Annotated in this window: 25 protein-coding genes and 1 tRNA gene; 12 read left to right on the top strand and 14 right to left on the bottom strand. The window is 60.9% G+C overall.

All coding sequences use genetic code 11. From position 1 onward, the window contains the following. Positions 1-27: 27 nt before the first annotated feature. Genes E4M07_RS07450 through E4M07_RS07430 form a run of 5 tightly spaced genes read left to right on the top strand, consistent with a single transcriptional unit; the run spans position 28 to position 5,814 of the window. Positions 28-963 carry a tripartite tricarboxylate transporter substrate-binding protein gene (locus E4M07_RS07450; protein WP_136657692.1) on the top strand — a complete coding sequence of 312 codons (936 nt, stop codon included), beginning with the start codon at positions 28-30 and terminating at the stop codon, positions 961-963. A 58-nt stretch (positions 964-1,021) separates the two neighbouring features. Next, complete coding sequence (locus E4M07_RS07445; RefSeq protein ID WP_136657691.1) at positions 1,022-1,567, top strand: tripartite tricarboxylate transporter TctB family protein; 546 nt, start codon at positions 1,022-1,024, stop codon at positions 1,565-1,567. Positions 1,568-1,576: 9 nt separating this feature from the next. Further along, a complete protein-coding gene (locus E4M07_RS07440; protein WP_136657690.1) occupies positions 1,577-3,067 on the top strand; it encodes a tripartite tricarboxylate transporter permease in 1,491 nt (496 codons plus the stop codon). Continuing rightward, the gene (locus E4M07_RS07435; RefSeq protein ID WP_136657689.1) at positions 3,060-4,544 is read left to right on the top strand and encodes an aldehyde dehydrogenase; all 1,485 of its coding nucleotides are present in this window, start codon (positions 3,060-3,062) and stop codon (positions 4,542-4,544) included. The genes E4M07_RS07440 and E4M07_RS07435 overlap by 8 nt, the downstream gene beginning before the upstream one ends. A gap of 10 nt (positions 4,545-4,554) precedes the next feature. After that, the gene (locus E4M07_RS07430) at positions 4,555-5,814 is read left to right on the top strand and encodes a Tm-1-like ATP-binding domain-containing protein (protein ID WP_136657688.1); all 1,260 of its coding nucleotides are present in this window, start codon (positions 4,555-4,557) and stop codon (positions 5,812-5,814) included. Here E4M07_RS07430 and E4M07_RS07425 read toward each other — a convergent pair. From E4M07_RS07425 to E4M07_RS07415, 3 genes are all read right to left on the bottom strand, one after another. Then, positions 5,811-6,527 (bottom strand): pentapeptide repeat-containing protein, encoded by a 717-nt coding sequence (locus E4M07_RS07425; RefSeq protein WP_169054123.1) that lies wholly within the window; start codon positions 6,525-6,527, stop codon positions 5,811-5,813. The two genes, E4M07_RS07430 and E4M07_RS07425, sit on opposite strands and share 4 nt — an antisense overlap. A 110-nt stretch (positions 6,528-6,637) precedes the next feature. Continuing rightward, entirely contained in the window at positions 6,638-7,315 is a 678-nt protein-coding gene (locus E4M07_RS07420; protein WP_136657686.1) for a L,D-transpeptidase, read from the bottom strand. 4 nt (positions 7,316-7,319) lie between these two features. Further along, positions 7,320-7,769 (bottom strand): DUF411 domain-containing protein, encoded by a 450-nt coding sequence (locus E4M07_RS07415; RefSeq protein ID WP_136657685.1) that lies wholly within the window; start codon positions 7,767-7,769, stop codon positions 7,320-7,322. 263 nt (positions 7,770-8,032) lie between these two features. Here E4M07_RS07415 and E4M07_RS07410 point away from each other — a divergent pair, with 263 nt between their 5' ends. The 6 genes from E4M07_RS07410 (at position 8,033) to E4M07_RS07385 (ending at position 12,481) form a co-directional block, all read left to right on the top strand. Further along, positions 8,033-8,287 (top strand): hypothetical protein, encoded by a 255-nt coding sequence (locus E4M07_RS07410; RefSeq protein WP_136657684.1) that lies wholly within the window; start codon positions 8,033-8,035, stop codon positions 8,285-8,287. A 182-nt stretch (positions 8,288-8,469) separates the two neighbouring features. Further along, positions 8,470-9,054 (top strand): DedA family protein, encoded by a 585-nt coding sequence (locus tag E4M07_RS07405; protein WP_136657683.1) that lies wholly within the window; start codon positions 8,470-8,472, stop codon positions 9,052-9,054. A gap of 134 nt (positions 9,055-9,188) precedes the next feature. Then, positions 9,189-9,572, top strand: a complete 384-nt coding sequence (locus E4M07_RS07400) for a phasin family protein (RefSeq protein WP_136657682.1) — start codon at positions 9,189-9,191, stop codon at positions 9,570-9,572. Positions 9,573-9,655: 83 nt separating this feature from the next. Next, a complete protein-coding gene (locus tag E4M07_RS29305) occupies positions 9,656-9,898 on the top strand; it encodes an SDR family oxidoreductase (RefSeq protein WP_206057197.1) in 243 nt (80 codons plus the stop codon). 13 nt (positions 9,899-9,911) lie between these two features. Beyond that, positions 9,912-11,303 (top strand): bifunctional enoyl-CoA hydratase/phosphate acetyltransferase, encoded by a 1,392-nt coding sequence (locus E4M07_RS07390; protein ID WP_136657680.1) that lies wholly within the window; start codon positions 9,912-9,914, stop codon positions 11,301-11,303. Then, the gene (locus tag E4M07_RS07385; RefSeq protein ID WP_136657679.1) at positions 11,303-12,481 is read left to right on the top strand and encodes an acetate/propionate family kinase; all 1,179 of its coding nucleotides are present in this window, start codon (positions 11,303-11,305) and stop codon (positions 12,479-12,481) included. Before E4M07_RS07390 ends, E4M07_RS07385 begins: the two co-directional genes overlap by 1 nt. A 57-nt stretch (positions 12,482-12,538) precedes the next feature. Here the strand turns inward: E4M07_RS07385 and E4M07_RS07380 are convergent, their stop codons facing one another. The 9 genes from E4M07_RS07380 to E4M07_RS07340 form a co-directional block, all read right to left on the bottom strand. Then, positions 12,539-13,435, bottom strand: coding sequence for an RDD family protein (locus tag E4M07_RS07380; protein ID WP_136657678.1), 897 nt, complete (start codon positions 13,433-13,435; stop codon positions 12,539-12,541). After that, positions 13,432-14,463 (bottom strand): stage II sporulation protein M, encoded by a 1,032-nt coding sequence (locus E4M07_RS07375; protein WP_136657677.1) that lies wholly within the window; start codon positions 14,461-14,463, stop codon positions 13,432-13,434. Before E4M07_RS07375 ends, E4M07_RS07380 begins: the two co-directional genes overlap by 4 nt. Beyond that, entirely contained in the window at positions 14,460-15,773 is a 1,314-nt protein-coding gene (locus tag E4M07_RS07370; RefSeq protein ID WP_136657676.1) for a DUF58 domain-containing protein, read from the bottom strand. Before E4M07_RS07370 ends, E4M07_RS07375 begins: the two co-directional genes overlap by 4 nt. A 1-nt stretch (position 15,774) precedes the next feature. After that, entirely contained in the window at positions 15,775-16,731 is a 957-nt protein-coding gene (locus tag E4M07_RS07365) for a MoxR family ATPase (protein WP_136657675.1), read from the bottom strand. Then, positions 16,700-18,019, bottom strand: a complete 1,320-nt coding sequence (locus E4M07_RS07360; RefSeq protein ID WP_136657674.1) for a hypothetical protein — start codon at positions 18,017-18,019, stop codon at positions 16,700-16,702. Before E4M07_RS07360 ends, E4M07_RS07365 begins: the two co-directional genes overlap by 32 nt. Continuing rightward, complete coding sequence (locus tag E4M07_RS07355) at positions 18,009-18,800, bottom strand: hypothetical protein (RefSeq protein ID WP_136657673.1); 792 nt, start codon at positions 18,798-18,800, stop codon at positions 18,009-18,011. The genes E4M07_RS07360 and E4M07_RS07355 overlap by 11 nt, the downstream gene beginning before the upstream one ends. After that, complete coding sequence (locus tag E4M07_RS07350) at positions 18,787-19,248, bottom strand: DUF805 domain-containing protein (protein ID WP_136657672.1); 462 nt, start codon at positions 19,246-19,248, stop codon at positions 18,787-18,789. The genes E4M07_RS07355 and E4M07_RS07350 overlap by 14 nt, the downstream gene beginning before the upstream one ends. 438 nt (positions 19,249-19,686) lie before the next feature. Then, positions 19,687-20,586 (bottom strand): hypothetical protein, encoded by a 900-nt coding sequence (locus tag E4M07_RS07345; protein WP_136657671.1) that lies wholly within the window; start codon positions 20,584-20,586, stop codon positions 19,687-19,689. 277 nt (positions 20,587-20,863) lie between these two features. Further along, positions 20,864-21,538: a hypothetical protein gene (locus E4M07_RS07340; protein ID WP_136657670.1), complete on the bottom strand. Its 675-nt coding sequence runs from the start codon at positions 21,536-21,538 to the stop codon at positions 20,864-20,866. 182 nt (positions 21,539-21,720) lie between these two features. Here E4M07_RS07340 and E4M07_RS07335 point away from each other — a divergent pair, with 182 nt between their 5' ends. Beyond that, positions 21,721-22,650 carry a hypothetical protein gene (locus E4M07_RS07335; protein ID WP_136657669.1) on the top strand — a complete coding sequence of 310 codons (930 nt, stop codon included), beginning with the start codon at positions 21,721-21,723 and terminating at the stop codon, positions 22,648-22,650. Between the two features lie 329 nt (positions 22,651-22,979). Here E4M07_RS07335 and E4M07_RS07330 read toward each other — a convergent pair. Together E4M07_RS07330 and E4M07_RS07325 are read right to left on the bottom strand one after the other, a co-directional pair. Then, positions 22,980-23,055, bottom strand: a tRNA-Ala gene (locus E4M07_RS07330). A 121-nt stretch (positions 23,056-23,176) separates the two neighbouring features. After that, positions 23,177-23,575, bottom strand: a complete 399-nt coding sequence (locus E4M07_RS07325) for a TIGR02300 family protein (protein ID WP_136657668.1) — start codon at positions 23,573-23,575, stop codon at positions 23,177-23,179. Positions 23,576-23,797: the final 222 nt, after the last annotated feature.

The raw sequence follows: 23,797 nt of genomic DNA, 5'->3' as shown, positions 1-23,797 counted from the left end.
ACAGGATGCTTTTCCAGGGAGGATGATATGCGCAGACTGATTTCGACCGCCGCGATCGCGGCACTCACTGTTACGGGCCTCGGGGTGACAACGGCGATGGCCGAATATCCGGAAAAGCCGGTGTCCTTTGTGGTGCCGTTCCCGCCGGGCGACCTCGAGGACGTCATCACGCGGATGATCGCCGAGGATTTCCAGGAGAAATACGGCGTCGCCGCGGCCGTCATAAACAAGCCGTCCGATGGCGGGCCGTTCCCCGGCGCCGCCGAAGTGGCGGTCGCGCCTGCCGACGGTTACACGATCGGCTCCTTCGTCGTCGGCATCCCGGTGGTCGGACCGCAGGTCGGCATTCCCGAACTCAACCCGGACCCGTTCGAGCCGCTCGGCATCTTTGTCACCTATCCCTTCGTCATGGCGTCGGCCAAGAACAGCGGCATCGACACCGTCGAGGACCTGAAGGGCACCGACGATAAGGTGCTCGGTCATTTCGGCTCCTTCCTCATTCCCACCCAGGTCTCCTTCGCACTTGCCAAGCAGATGGGATTCGAATGGGGCTCCGAGGCGGCCTTTGACGCGCTGGACTGCAACACGCTGGCATCCGGCGACGTCGATGTGATCAACACCACGCTGCAACTCATCCTGCCGTGCCTCGAGGACGTCAACGTCATTGCCTCGATCACCGGCGACCGCATCTCCAAGACGCCTGATACGCCGACTGTCGGCGAACTCGAGCCGAGCCTTGCAATCGCGCTCTGGAACGGCCTGTTCGTCCACAAGGACACGCCCCAGGATGTGCGCGACAAGATCATCGCCGTCGCCAGCGAGACCGTGATGTCCGACCGGGCCCAGGAGGTCGCCAAGAACACCGGCGCCCAGATCTACTGGCTCGGGGCCGATGAATCGGCGGCGCAGATCCAGAAGGATATCGCCACCACGGCTGCCATCGAAAAGATGCTGGCCAACTAAGTCCCGTGCGGCCGTTGCGCAAGCAGCGGCCGCCGCCCGGCTCAGTGGAGCGATTGCCATGACGGACCGGACGCCCGACGTCGACGACATTGCCGCCTCCGAACGGCTTGGCGGCGACCGCTACTTTGCCATTGCCATACTGGTGATTTCGGCCGGCCTGCTCGCCCTGATCGGCGACCAGACGCAGTGGAAGGCCGGCAAGGGCCTGTTGAATCAGCCTGCGTTCTGGCCCGGAATAGGCCTGATCGGCATGACCGCCTGCGCCGCGCTCTATTTGGCCCAGTCCCTGGCCGCCCGGCGCATAGCCGCCTGGGACAGGCGCGAGTTCTTCGTGTGGATCCGCTGTCTCGAATACCCGCTCTGGTTCATGGCCTATGTGTTCATCGTGCCGGTCGTCGGCTACCTGCCGACTACGGTCCTCTTCTGTCCGCTGCTGGCACGCCGCGCGGGCTACCGCTCGGCGCGGGCGCTTTTGTCCGCGGCGCTGATGGGTGCCGTCATCGTCGTCCTCTTCAAGGCGTTGCTGCAGGTTCGTGTTCCGGGCGGCGCGCTTTACGAGGTCCTGCCCGACGGGCTGCGCAATTTCATGATCCTTTACCTGTGAGCAACGGCCATGGACGTTATTCTTGACGGACTTTCGATCTTGGCCCGCTGGGATGTCGTCGCGGCGCTGCTGATCGGCTCGATCGGCGGTGTCATAATAGGCGCGATCCCGGGCGTGGGCGCAGCCGTTGCCATCGCGATACTGCTGCCCGCCACCTTCTCCTTCGATCCGATCGTCGGGCTGACGGTGCTGCTCGGCATCTATGGATCGTCCATGTATGGCGGCTCGATCCCGGCGGTCCTGATCAATACGCCGGGGACCGCGGTCAACGCGCTCACCACCTATGACGGCTATCCGATGACCAGGCGCGGAGAGGGGCGCCGCGCCCTCAGCCTCGCCTATTCGGCCTCGTTCTTCGGCGGCATCTTTTCGGTCCTGTGCCTCATCATTTTGTCGCCGCTGCTGGCGTCCATCGCCCCGCATTTCGGCTCGCGCGAGATATTCCTGGCGGCGCTTCTGGGCCTTGTCCTGGCCGTGGTCGTGCACCGCGGCCAGACGGTGATCGCCGCCTTTCTGGTGTTCTTCGGCATCTTCATCAACACCATCGGCCTGCATACGGCGACGCTCACGCGCCGCTTCACGTTCGACCTGAATTTCCTCGCCTCAGGCATCGACCTCATCGTCGTCGTCCTCGGCCTCTTTGCGCTCAGCCAGGCGTTCGTCCTGCTTGTCGGACGCGACGACAGCCCCAAGGCCGCGCCGGTCAGCGGCGGACTTTTCCAGGGATTGGGCGAACTGTTCAAATATCCGGGCACCGCCTCGGCATCGTCCGGCTTCGGCGTCGTGATGGGCATGATCCCCGGCGTCGGCGAATTCATGGCCCAGTTCCTTTCCTACACGTTCGCGCAGCGCCGCTCGAAGACGCCGGAGAAGTTCGGCGACGGCGCGCCCGAGGGACTGATTGCCTCAGAGGCCGCGAACAATGCCGTTCCGGGCGCGGCGATGATCCCGCTGCTGGCGCTCGGTGTTCCGGGCGAGGCGCTGACCGCGATGATGTTGTCCGTCTTCTACGTCCACAATGTCGTGCCCGGACCGCAGCTCTTCCAGAACCAGATGGACTTCGTCATGGCGCTCTATCTGGCGCTCTTGATCCTCAACGTGATGGTGCTGGTCTTCCTTCTGTTTTCCACCAACACGCTGCTGCAGGTCATTCGCATCCCGACACGGTTCCTCGGCGTCATGATCCTGACGCTCGCTTTCGTCGGCGTCTACTCGCTGCGCAACAGCGTCTGGGACTGCGCCATCGCGGCGGTGTTCGGGTTCATCGGCTTTGTTCTGAAGCGGCTGCAATTGCCCATCGTCCCGATCATCCTCGGCATGGTGCTCGGCCGCATCATGGAGGTGAAGCTGCGTGCCTCCATGGCACGGGTCAAGACACCGCTCGATTTCATCGACCGGCCGATCGCCTTCATCCTCTTCTGCGCCATCGTGATTATCATCGCCATGCATGTCCGCGGTCTGTTGAAGAACCGCAAACAGGAAAGAACCGAAAATGCTTGACCAGCAACGCATCGACGCCCTGCGTCAGGAACCCGTTGCCGCGCAGAAGCTGTTTATCGACGGCAAGTGGCAGGGCGGGAGCGGCGGTGCGCTCGAGGTGCTGAGCCCGATTGACGGCACGGTGCTGACCACGATCGAGCGCGCCACGGCCGATGACATGACGCGGGCGGTGGCCGCCGCGCGCAGCGCCTTCGATGACGGGCGCTGGTCGCGCCTGGCGCCGGCCGCCCGCAAGAAGGTGCTGCACCGGCTGGCCGATCTCATCGAGCGCGAGGCGCTCGCCCTGTCGGTGCTCGGCGTGCGCGACAACGGCACCGAAATCAACATGGCCTTCAAGGCCGAGAGCGGGTCGGCCGCCGGCACCTTCCGCTACTATGCCGAGGCCATCGACAAGGTCTACGGCGAGATCGCGCCGACGGATGAGAACATCCTGGCGCTGGTCCACAGGGAGCCGGTCGGCGTGGTCGGCGCCATCGTGCCGTGGAACTTCCCGCTGATGATCGGCGCCTGGAAGATCGCCCCGGCGCTGGCGGCCGGCAACAGCATTGTGCTGAAGCCGGCGGAAACCGCGTCGCTGTCGCTGCTGCGGCTGGCCGAGCTCGCCTCGGAGGCCGGCCTGCCCGATGGCGTTTTCAATGTCGTGACCGGCAAGGGCTCCGTCGTCGGCGAGGCGCTTGCCCTTTCCATGGATGTCGATGTCCTGGCCTTCACCGGCTCCGGCGCCACCGGCCGGCGCCTGCTCGAATACGCGGCGCGCTCGAACCTGAAGCGCTGCTATCTGGAACTCGGCGGCAAGTCGCCCAACATCGTCTTTGCCGATGCGCCGGATCTCGACAAGGCCGCCAATATCTCCGCCTCCGGCATCTTCCGCAATTCGGGCCAGGTCTGCGTTGCCGGTTCGCGCCTGCTGGTGCAGCGCGACATCCACGACGATTTCGTTGCGGCTCTTGCGCAAAGGGCCGAGGCCTTCAGGGTCGGCGACCCGCTCGACCTTCAAAGCGACATCGGTGCCGTCAACAGCCTTGCCCAGCTCGAGGGCGATCTCGAATTCGTCGCTACGGCCGAAAAGGAGGGTGCCCGCCGCGTCACCGGGGGCGACAGGATCCTGGAGGAAACGGGCGGATACTACATGCAGCCGACGATCCTCACCGGCGTCGGCCGCCGCGATACGATCGCCCAGGAGGAGGTGTTCGGTCCGGTGCTTGCGGTGATTCCCTTCGATACCGAGGAAGAGGCCGTCGCCATTGCCAATGACAGCAATTTCGGCCTGGCCGGCGCGGTCTGGACCTCCGACCTTTCCCGTGCCCACCGCATGGTGCGGTGCGTCAAGACGGGCGTCATTCACGTCAACACCTACGGCGGCGCCGACGCGACCGTTCCGCTCGGCGGCGTCAGGCAGTCGGGCAACGGGCATGACAAGTCGCTGCATGCGCTGGATAAATATATTGATCTCAAGACTGCCTGGATCCAGCTTTAGGGGGTTTCCCATGTCGGACAAGACGATCCTCATCATAGGAACCTATGACACCAAGGATGACGAGCTGAACTATGTGGCGTCCCGCATCAAGGCGCAGGGCGGCCAGGTTCTGACCATGGATGTCAGCGTGCTCGGCGATCCGTCGACGCCGACGGACTATTCCAAGCATGCGGTCGCCGAGGCCGGCGGATCGACGATCCAGGCAGCGATCGATTCCGGCGACGAGAACACCGCCATGCAGATCATGGCCGAGGGCTGCGCCGCCCTGTGCCTGAGGCTCTGGCACGATCGCATGTTCGACGGCCTGATCATGCTCGGCGGATCGATGGGCACGGACCTGGCGCTCGACGTGACCGCCGCCCTGCCGGTGGGTGTTCCGAAGTATATCGTCTCGACGGTCTCGTTCTCGCCGATGCTGCCGCCGGAACGCCTGGCTCCGGATGTGCAGATGATCCTGTGGGCCGGCGGCCTCTACGGGCTCAATGCCATTTGCAGATCCTCCCTTTCGCAGGCCGCTGGCGCTGTGCTCGGCGCCGCGCGTGCGGTCGAATATCCGCCGCGGGACCGCCCCCTTGTCGGCATGACAAGCCTTGGCTCGAGCGCGTTGCGCTACATGCTGCGCCTGAAGCCGGCGCTGGAGGAGCGCGGCTTCGATCTCGCCGTGTTCCACGCGACAGGCATGGGCGGGCGCGCCTTCGAGGGCCTTGCCGCCCAGGGCGCCTTCGCCTGCGTGATGGACTTCTGCACCCAGGAGGTCGGCAACCACATCCACGGCTCGAACATCTCCGCCGGCCCGGACCGACTGACGGCGGCCGGGCGCCGGGGCGTGCCGCAGATCGTCTCCGCCGGCTGTTACGACCTTGTCGATATCGTCGCCTGGCAGGGCGTGCCGGAAAAATGGTCCGGCCATCCGAGCCACACGCATAACCGGCTCATTAATTCGGTGGTGCTGAACGAGGAGGAGCGCCGCGCCGTTGCCCGCGCCCATTGCGAGCGCCTTGCCTCGGCGCAGGGTCCGACGGCCTTCGTGATGCCGAACAAGGGGTTCGGCGAATGGGACCGGGAAGGCGCCGACCTGCACGATCCGCAGGGGCTTGACGCCTTCCTGGCTGAAATGCGCAGCCAGGTGCCGTCAAATGTCGACTTCCGTGAACTGGACTGCCACATCAATGACGACGCATTCGCCGACACGGTCCTTGAGATATTCGACGGCTGGCGCGATGCGGGTGTCGTCGCGAATTCTTCAAACGGGGAAGGGCCGGCGCCCTAGTTCACCGCCTCGTCGTCGCACGGCCAGCTTTCCGGCCGCTTGAGACCATCCGGCAGGGTCGTTTCGGCATCGCCGCAGCTCAGTTCGAGCTGGGCATCGGAAAGACCCAGCGCGTCGCTCAGGTCCTGGCCTTCGAAGCGCGCCAGGAACAGATAGGCCGAATCGAAATTGATTCCGCTTCCCAGGTCGGCGTCGCGGAAATCCGCACGGGCCAGGATCGCAAAATCGAAATCGACATTTTCCAGACTTGCGCCGGCAAACTGAGCCCGGCCGAGTTCAGCCTTGGAGAAATTGACATTGGTCATGGTGGATCCCGAAAAATCCGCCCTTTGCATCTCGGCTTTCTCGAAATTGCTGTCGGTGAGGTTCGTCTTGTGGAAGCGCGTCCGGTATCCCAGCGCGCCGTTCAAATTGGTGCCGACAAGGCTGGCGCTGTCCAGATGCGATCGGACCAGGTTGGCCTTTGTCATATTCGCGCCATCGAGATTGGAGTCGCGCAGATCCGTGGTTGAAAGGTCGGTGCCGGTCATGTTCGCGCCGGACAGGTTGGTGCCGCGGAGAATGAGATTTTGTTTCCGGCAACCCGTCCAGTCGACGCCCGGGCCAGGATTGTCCGAACACCCGGCCACTGCCGGCGTGGAAATTCCCGTCAGCGCGGCAAGCGCCGCCGTGGCAACGAAAGTGGGGACGAGGCTGTGGCGTGAGACGGACATGGGATCGCTCCAAGGGGTCTGCGGCAAGTATACAGACCGGTTTGATGGCATCATAATGAAAGATATGTGTGCGGAGCCGGCTGTTGCAAGCCGGTTCCGCACACGGTCTTTCAGATAACTAGTATTTTTGCGTCCTTCGGCACCCGGCCGTAGAGATGAATGACGTCCTGATTCATCATCCGTACGCAGCCGCTCGACACCGCCTTGCCGATCGTCCAGAACTCCGGCGTGCCGTGGATGCGGTAGAGCGTGTCGACATTGCCCTGGAAGATGTAGAGCGCCCGTGCTCCCAGAGGGTTGTTGAGGCCCGGCGGCATGCCGCCGTTCCGGACGCTCCAGCGCTCGAGCTCCGGCTGGCGCCGGATCATGCTGTCCGGCGGGGTCCACTTCGGCCATGCCTGTTTCCAGGCGACGCGTGCCCGCCCGGACCATTCGAATCCGGCGCGCCCGAGCCCGACCCCGTAGCGTGTGGCGCGCCCGTTGCTTTCCACCAGGAAGAGGTAGAACGAACGCGTGTCGACGACGATGGTGCCCGGCGTTTCGGGCCCCCGATAGGCCACCTGCCGGCGGTAATACTGTTTGGGCACGCGGCTTATGTCGACCGCCGGAATGGGAAAGCGCTCGTCGCGGACCGGTCCGTACATCAGCGTATAGTTGCCGCTGGCGCGCGGCAGCACGACATCGCCGTCCGGCTCCGCCGTCGTTGTGCACCCGGCAAGGGCCAGCCCGCAAAGACTGGCCGAGCCCGCGAGGAACCGTCTGCGGCCGGGATCCGTTGCAGTGTTCATGGCCCTACTTCCCGACTTCGAGATAGACCTGCGGCGGTTTGCCCTGGTCGTGGCTGAATGAGTAGACCGTGTAGCGCGCCGACGGCTCGTCGCCCATCCCGGGCGAGCCGGCGGGCATGCCCGGGACCGAAATGCCGCGGACGGCCGGTCGCTCGCTCAGCAGCTTGTCGACCGCTGCCGGCGGTACGTGACCCTCGATGACATAGTCGCCCGCAACGGCCGTGTGGCAGCTCTGCAGCTGGTCGGCCACGCCGGCCTGTTTCTTGACCGGGTCGAGGTCCTCTACGTCGCGGACAGTCACGTCGAAACCTTCCGCGCGCATGATTTCGGTCCAGGCGTGGCAGCAGCCGCACCACGGCGTCTTGAAGACGGTCATCGGTGTCCTGTCGGAAGCCGCGGCAGCGCCGGTAAAGCCGATTGCGGCGGCGAGTATTGTGATCTGGATGGCTTTCATCGTATTTCCCTGACCGGCTTGAGCACCGGTCTGTTGTCTGGCGAGGAATACGCGAACCCGTTCAGCGGTGAGCGGATGCCCGTCCGGGTTGGTCCCGGAAGTGGGGCCGGTATTCTTCGGATTGCACTTGGGTGGAGCCGGCGGTGAGCCGGCCGATGACGGCGGATCAGATGATGGGAGGCCGTAGCTCCGCTTCCACCGCAAACCAGCGTGGGAAGGGCGTTTCGGCCCCGCCGTGACCCGGCCGGGGGGTCGGAATGTTTATGTCGCAGCTTGCAGGCAGGAAGGAGCAGTCGACCGAACACGGCATCGCGGCACCTGGCTTCGACGCCGTCTCGGGACAACAGGGCGCCGTGACCATGGCTTCCATGGCGCCGGCACTGACGAAGACGGCGTCCTGGACCGCCACGGACTTGGCCAGTGGCGGCATGGGCGGCGCATGCGCCGCCGAGGCGACGGTCGCCGAAAAGACCAGAAGCATGAGCGCGCAAAGCCACTTCATCATGGCTGGTTCTTAGCGCAGTGAACGTTCAAATGCCACCGCGTCAGGATCACGCAGTTGTGAAGACCGTCTGTGCCTGAACCGCTCCGGTGGAGCGGGGATGCGCCCTGTGCTACCTCTAAAACCTGGAACGCGGCGGTTGACCGACAGGAAAGACGGAAATCAGTGCCTTCATGGTTGTCACATGTGGAACCGCTTGTGCGCGAGTTTGGATTGCCCGGTCTTTTTGTCGACGTGATGCTGGAGGCGCTCGGCCTGCCGCTGCCCGGCGAGACGCTGATCATCGTCGCCTCAGGTCTTGCGGCGGTGGGCCAGATGAACATCTTCGCGGTCGCCGCGACGGCCTTTGCGGCCGCCGTGGTCGGCGACAATATCGGCTATCTGATCGGACGCAAGCTTGGCCGGCCGCTGATCGTGCGTCACGGAAGCCGCTTCGGCATTACCCATGAACGGCTGGCCGCTGCCGAGGACCTGATCCAGAAGCGCGGTCCGATCGTCGTAGCCTTCGCGCGCTTTTTTGTTCTTCTGCGGCAGTTGAACGGCATCGCCGCCGGCACCGCCGGGATGCACTGGCTGCGGTTCCTCGCCGCGAACATGGTCGGGGCGGCGCTGTGGGTCGGCCTGTGGTCGTCGCTCGCCTACCATTTCGGCAAGGACGCCTCGATCCTGCCGCGCCTGTGGCACCAGCTGTCAACGATCGCGATGTTCGCGGTGCCGGCCATCATCATTGCGCTCGCCGTCGCGGCGCTGTTTGTCTGGCGGCGAAAGGGCGGATCCGCATAGCCGTCCGCGGACGCGGTCTGTCATTTCGCTGCTTCATATTGAGGAAGGTCAAAAAGCGGTCGCCTTCGGCTGGTATGTTGAAAGCGGCCGGGAAGCCGGCCCGACATCAACGACAAGGCAGGGCGGAACTGATCATGGCACAGCACACACAGTCAACAAACCCGTTCGGATCGGGCTTCGACGGAATGATGAAGGCCAACGCGCACAATATGGAAAGCCTTGCGCAGTCATACGGAGCTTTCCTTCATAGGCTCGGCAGGCTGAATGCCGACACGATGAGCTTTTGCGCCGAAAGGTGGAAGGAGGATGTGGAGGTCTCTGCGAGGATCGCGCGCTCGAAGGCGCCCGAGGACGTCGCCGAGGTCTGCTCCGGCTTCTTTCTCAAAATGTTCACTGACTACAGCGAACAGGCGCAAAGGGTTATCGACACGATGGGCGAACTGGGTCCCGAGAAGGACGTGACCGTCGAATCGGACGCGCCGGCGGAACCATCCAACGCCGCCAGGAAGACCCGGTAAGTCAGACGGACCGGCCCGCCGGTCCCCTTGCGGCGCACTGCGATCCCCGCTGCCGCGCATCGCGGAAACGCGGGCGTGTCCTATTGCGCCGCACAATTTCATGCATATCTAACCCTCATGGTACTGAATTCCTTCAGACCCGCGCCGTCTCCGGAATCGCCTTTTTCGACAAGCTCTTCGACGATGCGCGCGATCCCGCGCCGTCCCGCCGCCTTGTCACGATCGAGGATGTCGGCAATATGGCGGTCGGCCTTGTCAGCGACGCCGCACGCAACGCGACCGGCAACACTTCTTATGTCGATGCCGGCTGTCACGTGATTGCCTGAACGGGAAACACACATGCAATACATCGAGAACCGGACATTTGAAGAGATCAGGGTCGGCGACAGCGCCGAACTGACCCGGGTGCTGCGCACGGAGGACATCGAGTTGTTCGCGGTCATGTCCGGCGACGTCAATCCCGCGCATGTGGATGCGGAATTTGCGAAGTCCGACCGCTTTCACCAGGTTATCGCGCACGGCATGTGGGGCGGCTCCCTGATCTCGGCGGTGCTCGGCACGGAACTGCCGGGCCCGGGAACGATCTACCTCAACCAGTCGCTGCATTTCAGCAAGCCCGTCGGTCTCGGCGATACCGTCACCGTGCGCGTGACGGTCAAGGAGAAGAACGAGCAGAACAAGCGCCTGAAGATCGACTGCCTGTGCCTCAATCAGGACGGAGAACCGGTGATCACGGGCGAGGCGGAGGTCATCGCGCCGACGGAAAAGGTGCGCCGGCCGCGGGTGGTGCTGCCGGAAGTGCATCTGCACGAGCGCGGCGCCCGCTACCAGGAACTGGTCAACGAAGCCCACGATCTCGAACCCATCCGCGTCGCCGTTGTGCACCCGTGTGACGAAAAATCCCTCACCGGCGCGCTGGAAGCGATGAACCAGGGCATGATCGAGCCTGTCCTCATCGGCCCGCAGGCAAAGATCGAGGCGGCCGCCGCCGGGATCGGGCGCGGTCTCGACGGCGTCGAGGTCATCGCCGTCCCGCACAGCCATGCCGCCGCCGAAACCGCTGTCGAGGTTGTCCGCAGCGGCAGGGCGGATGCCATCATGAAGGGCAAGCTGCACACCGACGAGCTGATCGAGCCGGTCCTCGACCGGCAAAAGGGGCTGCGCACGGAGCGGCGCCTCAGCCACATATTCGTGCTCGATGTCCCGCACTACCCGAAGCCCCTTTTTATCACCGATGCGGCCATCAACATCTACCCCGGCATCGAGGACAAGCGCGACATCATCCAGAACGCCATCGATCTGGCCGCCGCGCTGGGCGTCGAACAGCCGAAGGTCGCGATTCTCTCGGCGATCGAGACCGTTCATCCGAAGATATCGTCGACCGTGGACGCGGCGGCGCTGTGCAAGATGGCCGACCGCGGCCAGATCACCGGCGGCCGGCTCGACGGCCCGCTGGCGTTCGACAACGCGATTTCGGCGAGTGCCGCCGAAACCAAGGGGATTGTCTCCGAGGTGGCCGGCGATGCCGACATCCTGATGGCGCCCGACCTCGAAGCCGGCAATATGATCGCCAAGCAGCTGATCTATCTTGCCGGGGCTGAGTCGGCGGGGATTGTGCTCGGCGCGCGCGTGCCGATCATCCTGACGAGCAGGGCCGATGGAACCCTGTCGCGGATCGCTTCCTGCACCCTGGCGCAGCTCTATGTGCACAACAAACGGCGCTCGAACTGATGACCGACCTGATCCTGGTCCTGAATGCCGGCTCCTCCAGCATCAAGTTTGCGCTCCATCCGGCGTCACCCGAGGAGGGAGGCCCGACCCTTGCCGGCGAGATCGGCGGCATCGGCAGCGCGCCGGATTTCAGGGCGGCGGACGCCGGCGGCGCTCCGCTGGACGTGAACATCCTCGAAGGAATGGATGGCTCGGCCGATCACGGCGGGCTGGTCTCGCGCCTCCTGGACTGGCTGCTTGCCGGCGATTGGGGCGGCTGCATCGCGGCCGCCGGTCACCGTGTCGTTCATGGCGGCCGGCGGTTCGACCGGCCGGTCCTGATCGATGACACGGTCATGACATCGCTCGAGGAACTGGTACCGCTGGCGCCGCAGCACCAGCCACACAGCCTTGCCGCGATCCGCGCCGTTGCCGCGCGCTTGCCCGATCTTCGGCAGGTCGCCTGTTTCGACACCGCTATCCATCGCACCCAGCCGCGCCTCGCCCAGCTCTTCGCGCTGCCGCGTCATCTCAGCGACGCGGGAATCATCCGCTACGGCTTCCACGGCCTTTCCTATCGCTACATCGCAAAGGTCCTGCCCGACCACCTGGGTGACCGGGCCGATGGCCGGGTGATCGTCGCCCATCTCGGCAACGGCGCCAGTATGTGCGCCATGAAAGCGCGCCAAAGCGTTGCCACCAGCATGGGTTTCACGCCGCTCGACGGCCTGATGATGGGACGCCGCAGCGGTTCGATTGATCCGGGTGTGCTGTTTCACCTCCAGGAGAGCAACGGCATGGATGTCGCGGCCGTGCGGCAGATGCTGTACCGCGAATCCGGTCTCCTAGGGGTCTCCGGCATCAGCAACGACATGCGCGTTCTGGAAGCGAGCGACGACGCCAACGCGAAGGAGGCGATCGACCTCTTCTGCTACCGCGCCGCGCTGGAACTCGGTTCGCTCGTTGCCGCCCTGGGCGGGCTTGACGCGATCGTCTTCACCGCCGGTATCGGACAGCACTCGCAAACCGTGCGCCGGCTGATCTGCGATCGTCTCGGCTGGCTCGGGGTCGAGATCGATCAGGCCGCCAACGATGGCCACTCCGCAAGAATCAGCACGCCCGGTTCGAAGATCGACGTCCTCGTCATCCCGACGGACGAGGAAGCCGTCATTGCCGAGGCCGCGCGCACCCTGATTTGAGCCGGCTGCGATACGGCATGCTTGATGCCCGCAACGGCGGTCGCACAGGCGCCGGTTTCAACCGTCCGGGTCGGAGTTTTTCTGCCTGTCGGCATGAAACTTGTCCCGCCGGCTGTCTCCGAAGAGGTGGCGGTTCTCCAGGAATCCGCGCTGCTGCTTGTAGAATTCCAGGAGGAACTTCCATTCGTCGATCTGCGGGACCGGGTCGGTGTAACCGATCTTCTTGATGATCATGCGGGAGACTTCGCGGACGCGGTCGTATCCTTCTTGCGATTTCGGCGGCTCGCGCAGGATCGATTCCAGCACCTGGAGCTCGTATTGCCCGTAAATCTCGAGATGCTCCGGATTGAAGACGAACTGGCTGCTTTCGTTCTTCGGCGACTCCGAAAGGTCACGCAACAGAACCGCCTGCGGCATCTCAACCACCAGCGTGTCGGCGATCATGTCGCCGAAACGCTGGCGTTTCCTGTTGAAGAACGGAACCAGAAGAACAAGGATCATCCAGACTGCGATGGCAATGCCTACCCAGGTGTTCAGGTCCGCCGCGGCAAAAAGCGTGGTGATCGGCAGGAAGACCTCCACTTCCTTCATCAGGTTGCGTGCAACGATCTGATGCGGCGTGAGCCGGCGTCCGTCGGCGCTGATGACGCGGATCCGGACGATCCGCTTTCCGAGGGTCCGCCCGTTCCAGACCAGTTCGGCGAAGATGTAATAGGGAATGCGGATGAAGAAGGTCAGCAGCAGGTAAAGCGCCATCAGCGGCGCGAGGCCGAGAACCCCGCTCCACGCCAGAAGCAGGATGAAGGCCAGCGTGCCGCCGAAGGTGATGATAATGTCGAGCACCTGGGCACCCACGCGGGCGCCGCGCGATGCCAGAACAAAGGTGATGGGAACGCCTTCCGGCGGGATGAAGTTCTCAATTTGCCCGTTTCGGGCGACCGTCACGCCGTTCATCGCGCCGCCCCGGTCCTGCCGGCGAGGGTCAACCAGCCAAGCCACATCAGCCCCAGACCCCAACCGATGATCAGGCGCCATTCGGTCGCCTGGATGAGCTGCCGCAGGAAGCCTTCGACAAGTCCCGCGACGATCAGCATCAGTCCCGCAAGGATCAGGAGCTTGACGGCGTCCCGGCCATTGTCGCGCAGCGCTGCGCGGCGGCTTAGCCGCCCCGGCAGCAGCACGGCAAGGCCGAGGCGCGCTCCGCCCGCGCACGCGATGCAGATCGCTGCCAGCTCCGTCACGCCGTGGATCGACAGCCAGCCGAAGAGGTCGAACCCGAGACCGGCATTGACGAAAATCGCCACGAAGGGCCCGAGCAGCAGGCCGTTGTAGAATGTCAGTATGAAGCTAGGCAGCGCCGCAAAAATACCGAGCGCAAAGATCAGGATCGCGATCTGGGTGTTGTGCGAAAACAGAAACGACGCGAATACGCTCAGCGCCGCACCCGACCGGTTCGACGTATCGTAGAGCGTTTCCCGAAGATACGCCGCCGATGCTTCCGGGGTCCGGCCGGCGGCGAGTTCGGCCGGAACGAATGTAAAGAACCAGGACGGATCCCGTTGGAAGAGCGTATAGCCGAGCAGCGCACCGAGGCCCATCGCCAGGAAGCCGACGAGCAGTGCCACGCCCGAGCGGCGAACCGCCTGCGGAATGCCCTGCGCAAAAAGGCGCCAGACCGCATCGCCAATGCTCTCCTGGGGGGCGTAAACGACGAGATATGCGCGCGCGCACAGCCGGTCGAGATAGGTCAGGAGCGCCTTGTCGAGGGAAATCGCCCGTGCGGCGCTCAGCGAGTTCACGGCCTGGCGGTAAAGGCCGCTCAATTCCAGCGTTTCCCGATAGGTCAGACGGCGGATTCCGGACTTTTCGGCGACTGCGATGAGTTTTTCCAGCCGTTTCCATCCGGCTTCGCGCTCCTTGCGGAATCGGGCCGACCGCAGCGTCGCCGTTTCCGCGTCCCGGTCCTGTGGCAACGCGCTCATATCAACTCCTGCGCCTTGATATCCATGTAGCGGGAAACCAGCGTCGGGGTCAGCGCGCCGGGCTCGGTATCCAGGCACAGTATGCCCAGGCGCCGCAGCCGGTCGAAGACCTGCTGGCGCTCCCGCAGGATCTGCCGGGCCGAGACGGAGCGCGACACCGCGTCCAGCGAAATGGCGTCCGGATGGGTCAGCTCCTGGAGTGCGGGATCGCGGATGGCGACATAAAGGATCAGATGCTTGCGGGTCATCACCGCAAGGTTCTCGACGAGCAGCTCCGCCGTCACGCTGTCGACGAAGTCGGAGAAGATCACGATCAGCGAACGCCGCGCCAGTTTTGCGTTCAGATTGGACAGGCCGAGCGTGTGATTGGTCTCGGCGCTGTCGTGCCGCAGCGCGGCGCTGACCCCCTGAATGCGCGAGAACGCCATGCGCCCGGGACGTGGCGGTATGAACTGATGCGGCCGGCTGTTGAAACTGTAGAACCCGACAAGGTCGCCGCCGAGACCGCCGGCCCAGGCCAGCGCCAGCGCGGCATTGATCGACCGGTCAAGCTTCGAAAGGTTTCCCAGCCGCTCGCCCATCAGGTGACCGGTATCCAGGCACAGGACGATCTGATGATTGCGTTCGGCGCGCGTTTCGCGCGCTGTCAGCCGCAGCATGCGCGCAGACCGTTTCCAGTCGATGGTCCTCGGGTCCATGCCCGCCACGAAGTCGCGCAATTGATGAAACTCGGAGCCGTCGCCGCGGATCTGCATGTCCTTGGCGCCATCCAGCAATGGCAGCATCTGCGTCTGGATCGTGCCGTTCAGGATGGGAGCGATATTCGGCATTACAGAGATTTTCCGGTCCAGCGGCCAGTTTGCGATGATCTCGAACAGCCGCAGGCGGGACCGGTATCGCATCGCCAGTCCGGTGAGAGCCTTTTCGCCGCGGTCGCCCAGCATCATCGCGGTTTCAAGCCGGGTCGCGCTCGTGTTCCCTTCGAGCCGGATCGCCTCATCCCAGTCCGCATCCAGGCCGTCGTCCATGTTCAGCCGGATTTCAAACTGTTGCGGAAGGTGGCCACGACGCGCCGAAAGATCGACGACGAGGGGAACGTCCGTGCCGCAAAACCCGCTTTTGGGCAAGTCGATCAGGGCAGCGATGTTGCGGCGCGACGGGGTTACAAACAGATCGGCCACCGACAGCAGGACCAGCCCGCCCCAAAGGGTCGCCACGGCCGTTGTGACGTCGCGCCCGATCAAGACGAGCAGCACGGAAAGCCCGGTGAGCACCAGCACAAGTGCCAGGAATGGGCGCGACGGACGCATTTTATCTCGGCGCTTCCATGCGGTTGACGATGGCGTTCAGCACGTCGTCCGGGGTGCGGCCTTCGATCTCGGCCGTGGGGCCAAGCACGATGCGGTGGCGGAATGCCGGAACCACGAGCGCCTGGACGTCGTCGGGAATGGCATAGTCCCTGCCGTCGAGCGCCGCGTGGGCGCGCACGGCGGTGGCCAGAGCGTCCGCTGCGCGGGTGGACACGCCATGCAGTATTTCCCCGTCGTCGCGCGTGGCGCGTGCAAGGCTGACGATGTACTCGACAATCGAGCGGTCCAGGCGGATGCTGTCGACGATCCGGTGGCCCGCGTTGAGATCCTCGCGCGTCATCACCTGCTTGATGGTCGCCGGGCCGCGGCCGGATTGCAGCGGTTGGCTGGCATGCCGGGTGAGGATGTTGATCTCCGTGTCGCGATCGGGAAAGTCCACAAGGAGCTTGAACAGGAAACGGTCCAGTTGCGCTTCCGGGAGCGGGTAGGTTCCGTGCTGCTCGATCGGGTTCTGCGTGGCCACGACGAAGAATTCCTCGCCGAGCGGATAGCTGGTCCCGTCAATCGTCACCTCGCGTTCGTTCATTGCCTGAAGCAGGGCCGACTGCGTCTTCGGCGGGGCGCGGTTGATTTCGTCGGCAAGCAGGATGTCGGTAAAGACCGGCCCCTTCGTCAACCGGAATTCGTTGGTCTGGAAATTGAACAGGTTGACGCCGAGAACGTCCCCCGGCATCAGGTCGGGCGTGAACTGAATACGCCCGAATGCCAGGCTTGTCGCCTGTGTCAGGCAGCGCGCCAGCAGCGTTTTGGCGGTGCCGGGCGGCCCCTCGAGCAGGCAATGGCCGCGGGCAAACAGCGAAACCATCAGGAAATCGATCAACCGGTCCTGCCCTTGCACGACCGATCCGATTTCCTTGCGGACACTTTCAGCGAGTTTTTGGAATTCCTGGAGATCCATTGAGACGGGTTACCTTTTCCAGCAGGTTTCTGTAGCGTTCCAGACCTTTGGACAGTTCGGTCTGGGTCATTATGTCGGCGTGCAGGGTCAGCCTTTCCGAAATATCCCGGAACGCTGCCGCCAGTTCCGCATCCTTGCGCGACAAATGCTCAAAGAAGCGCTTCAGACCGGTGTCGCCCAGGTCGGGCCCGAGGGTCTGCGCTGTCAGCTCCGACAGCTGGTGCCGGACGAAATCGGACACCATCTCGCCGTCGCTTTCCGACAGGCGCAAAAGCCTCGCCTTGGTGGCAATGGCGACTGTTTTTGCCTGATTGATCGACGGGTCGTCCTCGCGCTCGAGCGGCCCGAACCGTATCGCGCCCCGCCAGAAAAGCACGGCGAGGACGATGAGCATGACGGCCCAGAGGATCGACAGGGGATAGGCAAAGAACCGTGCCAGATCGGATCCGGATCTCTTATAGTCCCGGCGCTGTTCCTCGACCGCCTCGTATCGTGTCAGCAATTGCGGGCTCGTATCGATATAGATCTGCTTGGTTGTTTCCGGTTTCAGTTGCGACAGGAAGGCGATGGCGTGGTCGGCGTTTTCACCGAGCGACAGCCCGTGATTGTTCAACAGGTCCGGGTCGGACACGAAATAGGTGGCGTGATCGTGCTCCTCGAATTCGCAGGCGATGACAAGCAGACCGCCGTCAAGTTCGAGATGGCGCGCGCAAAAATCGGGCAGGCTGTCCGGCGCGAAGGTCTGGGCGTGGAACAGCGTCACCTCATTCGCGCCGCCAGGTCCCGGACGGGCCGAAGTGAACGCCGCGCCGCGCCGCCGCAGCTGTAGCCCGTTCAGGCCCATCTGTGCGAAAAGGAGCGGGTAGCTGCCGACACCGATCAGCGTCCGCTCGTGGGCGATGCCGGTCTCGATGAAACCCGTCGTCCATTTCGGCAGCAGCACGACGGACGGCAATTCGAGAATCTTGCTGTTGAAATCCTCGACATCGATGTCGCTCTGCGTTTTCTGACCGATGAGGTCGGCGGAATTCTCCGGCTCGGCGGCCTCTCTGGAAAGGTCCACATCGTAAAGCGGCAGGACGCGCAGCGTGAATTCCTCCACATCCGGTGACAGGCGCGGGTGGGATTTCCTGGCGGCGACGCCGTTCTCCTCGAGCCATGCCGCCAGCCCGTTCATGCCGATGATCGAGTTGTCGAGGCGGCGGTCGCCGCCGCTGAGGAACAACAGGGCGATTGCCCCTGCGAACAACAGGACGACAACAATGATCAGTGGAACGTTATTGCGCATGACGCCCTGCCTCCTGCCTGATCAGCAAGAGGCGCCCCACTTGAAGGTTGCGGTCAAAAACCGCGTCGCTGACCGGCCGGCCGCCATAGTGCGCCAGCTCGGCGTCGTGGAGCAGCGCCTTGAGGGCGTCGTGGTATCTGAAGGCGGGCGGCAGGCGGGCGAATGCCTCGCGTTCGGTATCGGATCTTGCAAAGCGGGTATCGCAGTCCGTCCCGGCCGACAAAAGGCAGTGACGCAGGAGCCGCGCCAGCGCCTCGCGTCGGTCCTTCATGGCGGCCAGATGGCGCAGCAGCGTCGTGGCGTCCATGTCCGCCTCGTCCCCGGCGATGTTCCACATCTCCGGCGGTGCCTCGGCTTTCCTGCTTTCGCGCACCGGGCGCGAGAACAGGGTGCTGCTGCCGCCGAACTTGAGCCACAGGAACAACAGAGCGAGGATCGCCAGGACAGCGGCGGCGACACTCCACCCGCCATCCGCAATGGGGCCGGTGCTTATCCGCCGCATCTCCCTTCGCTCGCGAATGGCCCTTTCCCGGGTCACCGGTCCGGAGATCTCGTCGGCGTAGGTGGCATCGGAGGAAATGTTGCGCGGCCGCGCAACATTGTCATAGGCCTTCGATGCCTGTGTTCGGGGCGGGTCCACCGTCGAAATGACCAGCGGACCATCGGCCGTTTCCTGCGCCGCGGCCGGCAGGCCGCAACCTGGAAACAGCAGGACAAAGGCCGTTACGTAAAGCGCACCCGCCCGGCTGCGCCTCCTTCGCCTGGGATCAGGCGAATACATCCGCGGCGTGCCGCTCGACCAGCGGATCCGGGCCGTATTTGTTGTCGCCTTCCGTGCCCTTGATGACCGCGATCACGTAGGGCGCGAGCGTGGCCAGAAAGCCGACATAGGGAATGAACCCGCCGACAACGCAGCCAAGATACCACCATCCCGAGATATTGACGTCGTGAAAGCGGCGCACGACGACCGCGATGGATGGCAGGATAACCGCCAGCCAGTACAGAAAGAACAATACGCCGATGATCGCAATTCCGCCGGAAAACAGCGCATTCGTATCGCCGCTCACCAGGGAACCGAACCCGCCGAACACCAATACCAGGACAAAAAATGCGAGCATCACGAGCAAATTGAACAGCATGAAGTACCAAAATTCCGACCGCGGGGCGCGGCCCGAGAATGTGATGTACTTTTCACGCAGACAGACCCTTACCGCATCCTGGAATCCCATGAGAATTCTCCCTGCTTAGTTGATGGTCAATGTGTTAAGTGATCTGATTTGTATTGGCAACGTGACGCGCACTCAAAGTTGTAAAGGTCGGAACTTATTGGCAAATGTGCCTAATGCTTCGTTCACCCGGAGTGTCCGTGTGCAGGTATTTTGCAGGTTTTGACCAGGTTTCGAATCACAGCCGCGCGCTTGTCGCGGGAATATTGTGAAGTGCTGAAGCGTGAGCGCGCCGCAAACGGCAACAGCCGGTAGTGTTGAAAGGTGTGGATTTTGGTGGAGCCAAGGGGAACCATCTATTTCAGATAAGAATCGAAAATAAAACAAAAAAATGACTTCAAAAACTCATCAGTCTTTCAATATTTCATTTCAATGAAACGCCCTGGTGGCTCCTTTATAGCTGATCGTGGCCGGCCTCTAATTGATTTTGGCCAATCTAACCTACAAGAATTGTTCGATTCTTGGCTCAAAAAGCTCTAAGAGCAAACGCTCGAAAACGATTAGGGAAGAAGAGAAAACTGTAATGAATATTGCTAACGACAAGAGGGTTTTCAACCATCGCCGATACGCATCCATGACAGGATAGTTCAAACTCCTATTCTTGAATAGATATAGGATGTAGCCGACGAGCTTGACGTATCCCAACATAAGTGCTCCGGCGATAGTGTAAGCAAGGTTCCTGAAGATGCTTGTGGCAAACCTGTTATCTACACCAGTGAGTCTAAGAGGCAGCGTTAAAATGAACGGAAAAATCTTTTCCTCCGTTACATTGATCAGCGTCCAGTAGAAACGCCTATTGATTTCGTCGGTAAAAAACCAAGGCCATACAAGGAATGGATTGCCGGTATCCTTTAAGATGCGCTGATCGGCATCGGGCATAGATTCCCGGAGTTCCCCTCTTAGTTCGGTCGGGACGATTTCATCACATATTTTGAATAGGCGCGTCAGGAGGATCGATGGAACAGCTAATTTGCCGTACCAAACAGGTAAAGAGAAATTTGGAAAATATGGGGTGATTTTTGAAACGTAGCTTGCGAGTAACGTGCATAAAAAAACAAAATAATCCAATGGAATTAGAAATAAGTTAAGTAAAAGAATCGTCACATTTGATAGTAGGTCATATATAAAACTAGTTGCGCTCTTCAGCGGACCATAGGCGTCAAACCAAGGCAACAAGTCGGTAATATCGTATATAAAGTTGCTAACAATAATAACTGAAAATAGAATAGTGAATATTGCGATGGCATCATTGCGTGAGGCCAAGCAAACCTCACAGGTATCCCGTGGGAACACGGCGCAAAAATAGCCAGTTACTCGATAGTAATGTCGGATAAAACTCATTTAATGTTCCAGTCCAATTGTTGATGTATCAGATGATTGGGGAGAACACAGCGCGGTATCTGGGAAACTGTCGCTGCCCATAACTCAGAGGCAGTGCTGGGCAACGATGAGGCAAGCGAAGTGCTTGGAGCAAACCGGGCGGTGCAAATCCGCCTCGCTATCCGAATGATATCAGCACAGACGTGGTTTTATAGAGTTTTGTGAAGTGTTGGAGCTGCGCGGATCTACGAATTGATGTCAACAATCACAATATACTGAGTAATGTCGTAGGTATTTACTAATTTTCTAATAGATTTATCTGCATCTTCAACGCAATGAAATGCTTAGCCGGATTGTAATCTTTTCCATCCACAGTGACCGAAACCTTTTTGCGGAGGAACTCCTGAAATTTATGCATTCCCTCAACCGCCTTGCCAAGGTCGTGATACACCTCTCCGTAGATGTAGCAGAATTCAGACGTGTGTTTTCCCTCATGAGTGTCGAAGATCAATCCAGGCGATGAGCGTTTTCGAGAAACGTCGGTGAGCGCAGCCATATATTGAGTGTTGCCTTTTGCCCAGCCAACTGCACCCAGAAGCGGGCCCGAGTTTTCGTTTTCAATGTCCATGTTTATGTGCTGCAGCTGATTACGCGCATCCTTCAATTCACCCATTGTGGTGTTGAGCGCACGGCATTCCGCCGATTTCTGGCTGATGACTGGAAACGAGAAAACGATTTTCTGGTATCGGACTAGATGGTCTATCAAAGCGAACACGTAATTGAAGACGCTGAGAACATTAGTCAAATCCTGCCTATTCTCACCCATCGCGTTTTCGAATTTGTCTAGTGCTGTACCAGATGTCTGAATAAGATGGCGTGTCAGTTCGTATTGGCGATCAAGCAATACAAACGCTTCAACCACTTTTTCCTTCTGACCGCTGGGTATATCTGACGGCGGGGTTTCTGTTTCCATTTCGGAAAGATAGCCCGAAAAGGAAGTGTTCTCAAACTAATGGAAAACACCGTCACCTTCGTTCAGGTGGCATATTCTTACGGGCCCCATTTCATGACTGCTTGGTCATTTATCTCGCCTTGCGCTGGACTTGGCGTTTCAACCTGTGCTTGGTGCTTTAGGGGCGATTGCAGGGGGAGATTATGTTACTAAAAACAAAGTTTTTGGGTCCATCTGGTAACCCGGTCGAATTCGAATTGGATATAGACCAGGAGGAGGACGACGAGCAACTTATCGAGCGGCTGCTTCCCGCTCATGCTGAACACCAAAAGGGCTTTAGCCGGATACTTATTTTCGTCGCAACTCTAATATTCGTAACCCTTTTGGCCGACCCCGGCGACATTTTAACGGGCGAAGGAGCTAAGACCTTTAGTCTCCTTGGAGTGAATCTTCCTTACGAGAGGTATTTGATATGTTTCATTGTGTTGATGACATTTCTATCCGTACCCTATTCCTCAGCACGTTTGCGAACATCTGAAACATTCAACATGATAACCGGTTTGTCATTGCGTTTGGACAACGGCAAAAATCCGTTTCTCACGATTCCCATACCCAACAAAGAGGACAAAAAATTCAATCGGCACAATTTTGTGTCCGCTCTAATGCACGGCGGTTTTCACTCAGTAAAGGCGTTGAGCGATAACGTAGGAGAAATGGGAAGAGATGTGTCTAGGTGCATCAACACCTGGATATTTCACCTGGTTTTGTGCTTCCTTCCCGTGATCGGAATTGTAATTGCGACTGTTAAATTACTGTGTTCGCAAACTCGCGTCACCGAGCTTCATGGTTACCCTATTTGGTACGGGAACACTGGCACGGCTGGCACTGATGTTCCCTTACTGCAGTATCATTTCCAGACACTAGAGTGGTGGCAGTTGCTTCTACTGGGATTATTTATTGCAGGCTGCCTGATTCTATCCGGGTGGTACAGTCGGCACTCATTCGGGAGTATTCGAGCCGGAATTCGTTTGCACATTATGGTCGTCGATCCAACGGCTACCAATGAAGACGCCTGCTGGAGACTAATTCGACGGATTTCCGATCACATTAAACGAAAGTTCGGGCGCGACTAGGAAAAGGGTAGGTACGCGTTTTCGTAGTATGGACGGCTGTTTTTAGTGGCTCTGAAAAAGCGAAAACCCCAACTAGACGTGGCCGCATCCTTCTTCCATTAGCTATACGATAGGCCTCAATGACTCTTTCTTTCGACCCTTGGCTTTCCGCTTTTCAACGGCAGCGACTGTGAGGCGGTGACGCACTTTTGCCATTGTCCCCGTCAGTGTCTTCCAACAAAAATATGCCATTTGCTGAACGCTGTAAGGCCATGACACAGTAATGCCCGGAAAAATAAGGCAAACGCCAATTCTATGAATGGCGCTGAACGTCTATGAAAGAGAAATTTTGGTGGAGCCAAGGGGAGTCGAACCCCTGACCTCTTGCATGCCATGCAAGCGCTCTCCCAACTGAGCTATGGCCCCAACAGGTGCGGCTTTCTAATGCCGCTGGTCGCGCAGATCAAGATGAAAATGGATTCGCGCGCCGGAAATTTTTCCAGCCCCCGCGCCGCGCCCGCCCGGGCCGGGTGCGAGGGGCTGCCGGTCAGGTTTCCTCTTCGTCTTCGGAAACCGCGATGATGCCGCTGACATCGTCGTCATCGTCGTCGTCGGTTTCGAGGAAAGTGTCGTCGTCATCATCGCCGATATCGACGTCGTCGTCGTCCGAATCGATATCCGGAATGGTTTCACCCGTATCGGATGCCTCCTCGTCGGCATCTTCCAGGGAAACAATTTCGACGTTCGCGCTTTCCTTCTCCACTTCGGTGCTCTCGGCCTGAACATCCGCCTCCTCCGTTTCGGGTTCGGTCTCGCCACCCTCGAAATAGGACAGCGGATAACTTTGTCCGGTGTAGGGCGAAACGATCGGATCGCGATTGAGATCGTAGAATTTGCGGCCGGTTTCGGGACAGACGCGCTTGGTTCCGAGTTCAGGCTTTGTCACTTTGATGGCCTCTTGGTCTTCGATATCGCCGGTCCGGGACGGTCGCCGGAGCCGATTATGGTCCGCCGCGCTTCCTCGCGTAGCGGTCTTCCGTGTTCAGCCCATCAAACAAGCCGACCGCCGATGGCTGCCCGTTCTGGCGCCGTTGCGCAGCGTCGCCGGTATTTGATGTGCCGGACCCCATACCCATCTTGGCAGCGTCTGTCAAAGCCTATCTTGCGA

This window comes from Nitratireductor sp. XY-223 (assembly GCF_004959855.1).
In the GTDB taxonomy this organism is placed as follows: domain Bacteria; phylum Pseudomonadota; class Alphaproteobacteria; order Rhizobiales; family Rhizobiaceae; genus Hoeflea_A.
Note: the sequence above shows the minus strand (reverse complement) of the source record. Positions and strands in the feature narration are given on the sequence as shown.

What these genes read in the sequence shown, in the direction of transcription:
- E4M07_RS07345 (WP_136657671.1), bottom strand. Translation starts at nt 20,586, where the DNA reads ATGAGTTTTATCCGACATTACTATCGAGTAACTGGCTATTTTTGCGCC.
- E4M07_RS07340 (WP_136657670.1), bottom strand. Translation starts at nt 21,538, where the DNA reads ATGGAAACAGAAACCCCGCCGTCAGATATACCCAGCGGTCAGAAGGAA.
- E4M07_RS07335 (WP_136657669.1), top strand. Translation starts at nt 21,721, where the DNA reads ATGTTACTAAAAACAAAGTTTTTGGGTCCATCTGGTAACCCGGTCGAA.
- E4M07_RS07355 (WP_136657673.1), bottom strand. Translation starts at nt 18,800, where the DNA reads ATGTATTCGCCTGATCCCAGGCGAAGGAGGCGCAGCCGGGCGGGTGCG.
- E4M07_RS07445 (WP_136657691.1), top strand. Translation starts at nt 1,022, where the DNA reads ATGACGGACCGGACGCCCGACGTCGACGACATTGCCGCCTCCGAACGG.
- E4M07_RS07450 (WP_136657692.1), top strand. Translation starts at nt 28, where the DNA reads ATGCGCAGACTGATTTCGACCGCCGCGATCGCGGCACTCACTGTTACG.
- E4M07_RS07430 (WP_136657688.1), top strand. Translation starts at nt 4,555, where the DNA reads ATGTCGGACAAGACGATCCTCATCATAGGAACCTATGACACCAAGGAT.
- E4M07_RS07360 (WP_136657674.1), bottom strand. Translation starts at nt 18,019, where the DNA reads ATGCGCAATAACGTTCCACTGATCATTGTTGTCGTCCTGTTGTTCGCA.
- E4M07_RS07350 (WP_136657672.1), bottom strand. Translation starts at nt 19,248, where the DNA reads ATGGGATTCCAGGATGCGGTAAGGGTCTGTCTGCGTGAAAAGTACATC.
- E4M07_RS07425 (WP_169054123.1), bottom strand. Translation starts at nt 6,527, where the DNA reads ATGTCCGTCTCACGCCACAGCCTCGTCCCCACTTTCGTTGCCACGGCG.
- E4M07_RS07390 (WP_136657680.1), top strand. Translation starts at nt 9,912, where the DNA reads ATGCAATACATCGAGAACCGGACATTTGAAGAGATCAGGGTCGGCGAC.
- E4M07_RS07365 (WP_136657675.1), bottom strand. Translation starts at nt 16,731, where the DNA reads ATGGATCTCCAGGAATTCCAAAAACTCGCTGAAAGTGTCCGCAAGGAA.
- E4M07_RS07440 (WP_136657690.1), top strand. Translation starts at nt 1,577, where the DNA reads ATGGACGTTATTCTTGACGGACTTTCGATCTTGGCCCGCTGGGATGTC.
- E4M07_RS07400 (WP_136657682.1), top strand. Translation starts at nt 9,189, where the DNA reads ATGGCACAGCACACACAGTCAACAAACCCGTTCGGATCGGGCTTCGAC.
- E4M07_RS07375 (WP_136657677.1), bottom strand. Translation starts at nt 14,463, where the DNA reads ATGAGCGCGTTGCCACAGGACCGGGACGCGGAAACGGCGACGCTGCGG.
- E4M07_RS07385 (WP_136657679.1), top strand. Translation starts at nt 11,303, where the DNA reads ATGACCGACCTGATCCTGGTCCTGAATGCCGGCTCCTCCAGCATCAAG.
- E4M07_RS07370 (WP_136657676.1), bottom strand. Translation starts at nt 15,773, where the DNA reads ATGCGTCCGTCGCGCCCATTCCTGGCACTTGTGCTGGTGCTCACCGGG.
- E4M07_RS07415 (WP_136657685.1), bottom strand. Translation starts at nt 7,769, where the DNA reads ATGAAAGCCATCCAGATCACAATACTCGCCGCCGCAATCGGCTTTACC.
- E4M07_RS07380 (WP_136657678.1), bottom strand. Translation starts at nt 13,435, where the DNA reads ATGAACGGCGTGACGGTCGCCCGAAACGGGCAAATTGAGAACTTCATC.
- E4M07_RS07435 (WP_136657689.1), top strand. Translation starts at nt 3,060, where the DNA reads ATGCTTGACCAGCAACGCATCGACGCCCTGCGTCAGGAACCCGTTGCC.
- E4M07_RS07420 (WP_136657686.1), bottom strand. Translation starts at nt 7,315, where the DNA reads ATGAACACTGCAACGGATCCCGGCCGCAGACGGTTCCTCGCGGGCTCG.
- E4M07_RS07410 (WP_136657684.1), top strand. Translation starts at nt 8,033, where the DNA reads ATGTCGCAGCTTGCAGGCAGGAAGGAGCAGTCGACCGAACACGGCATC.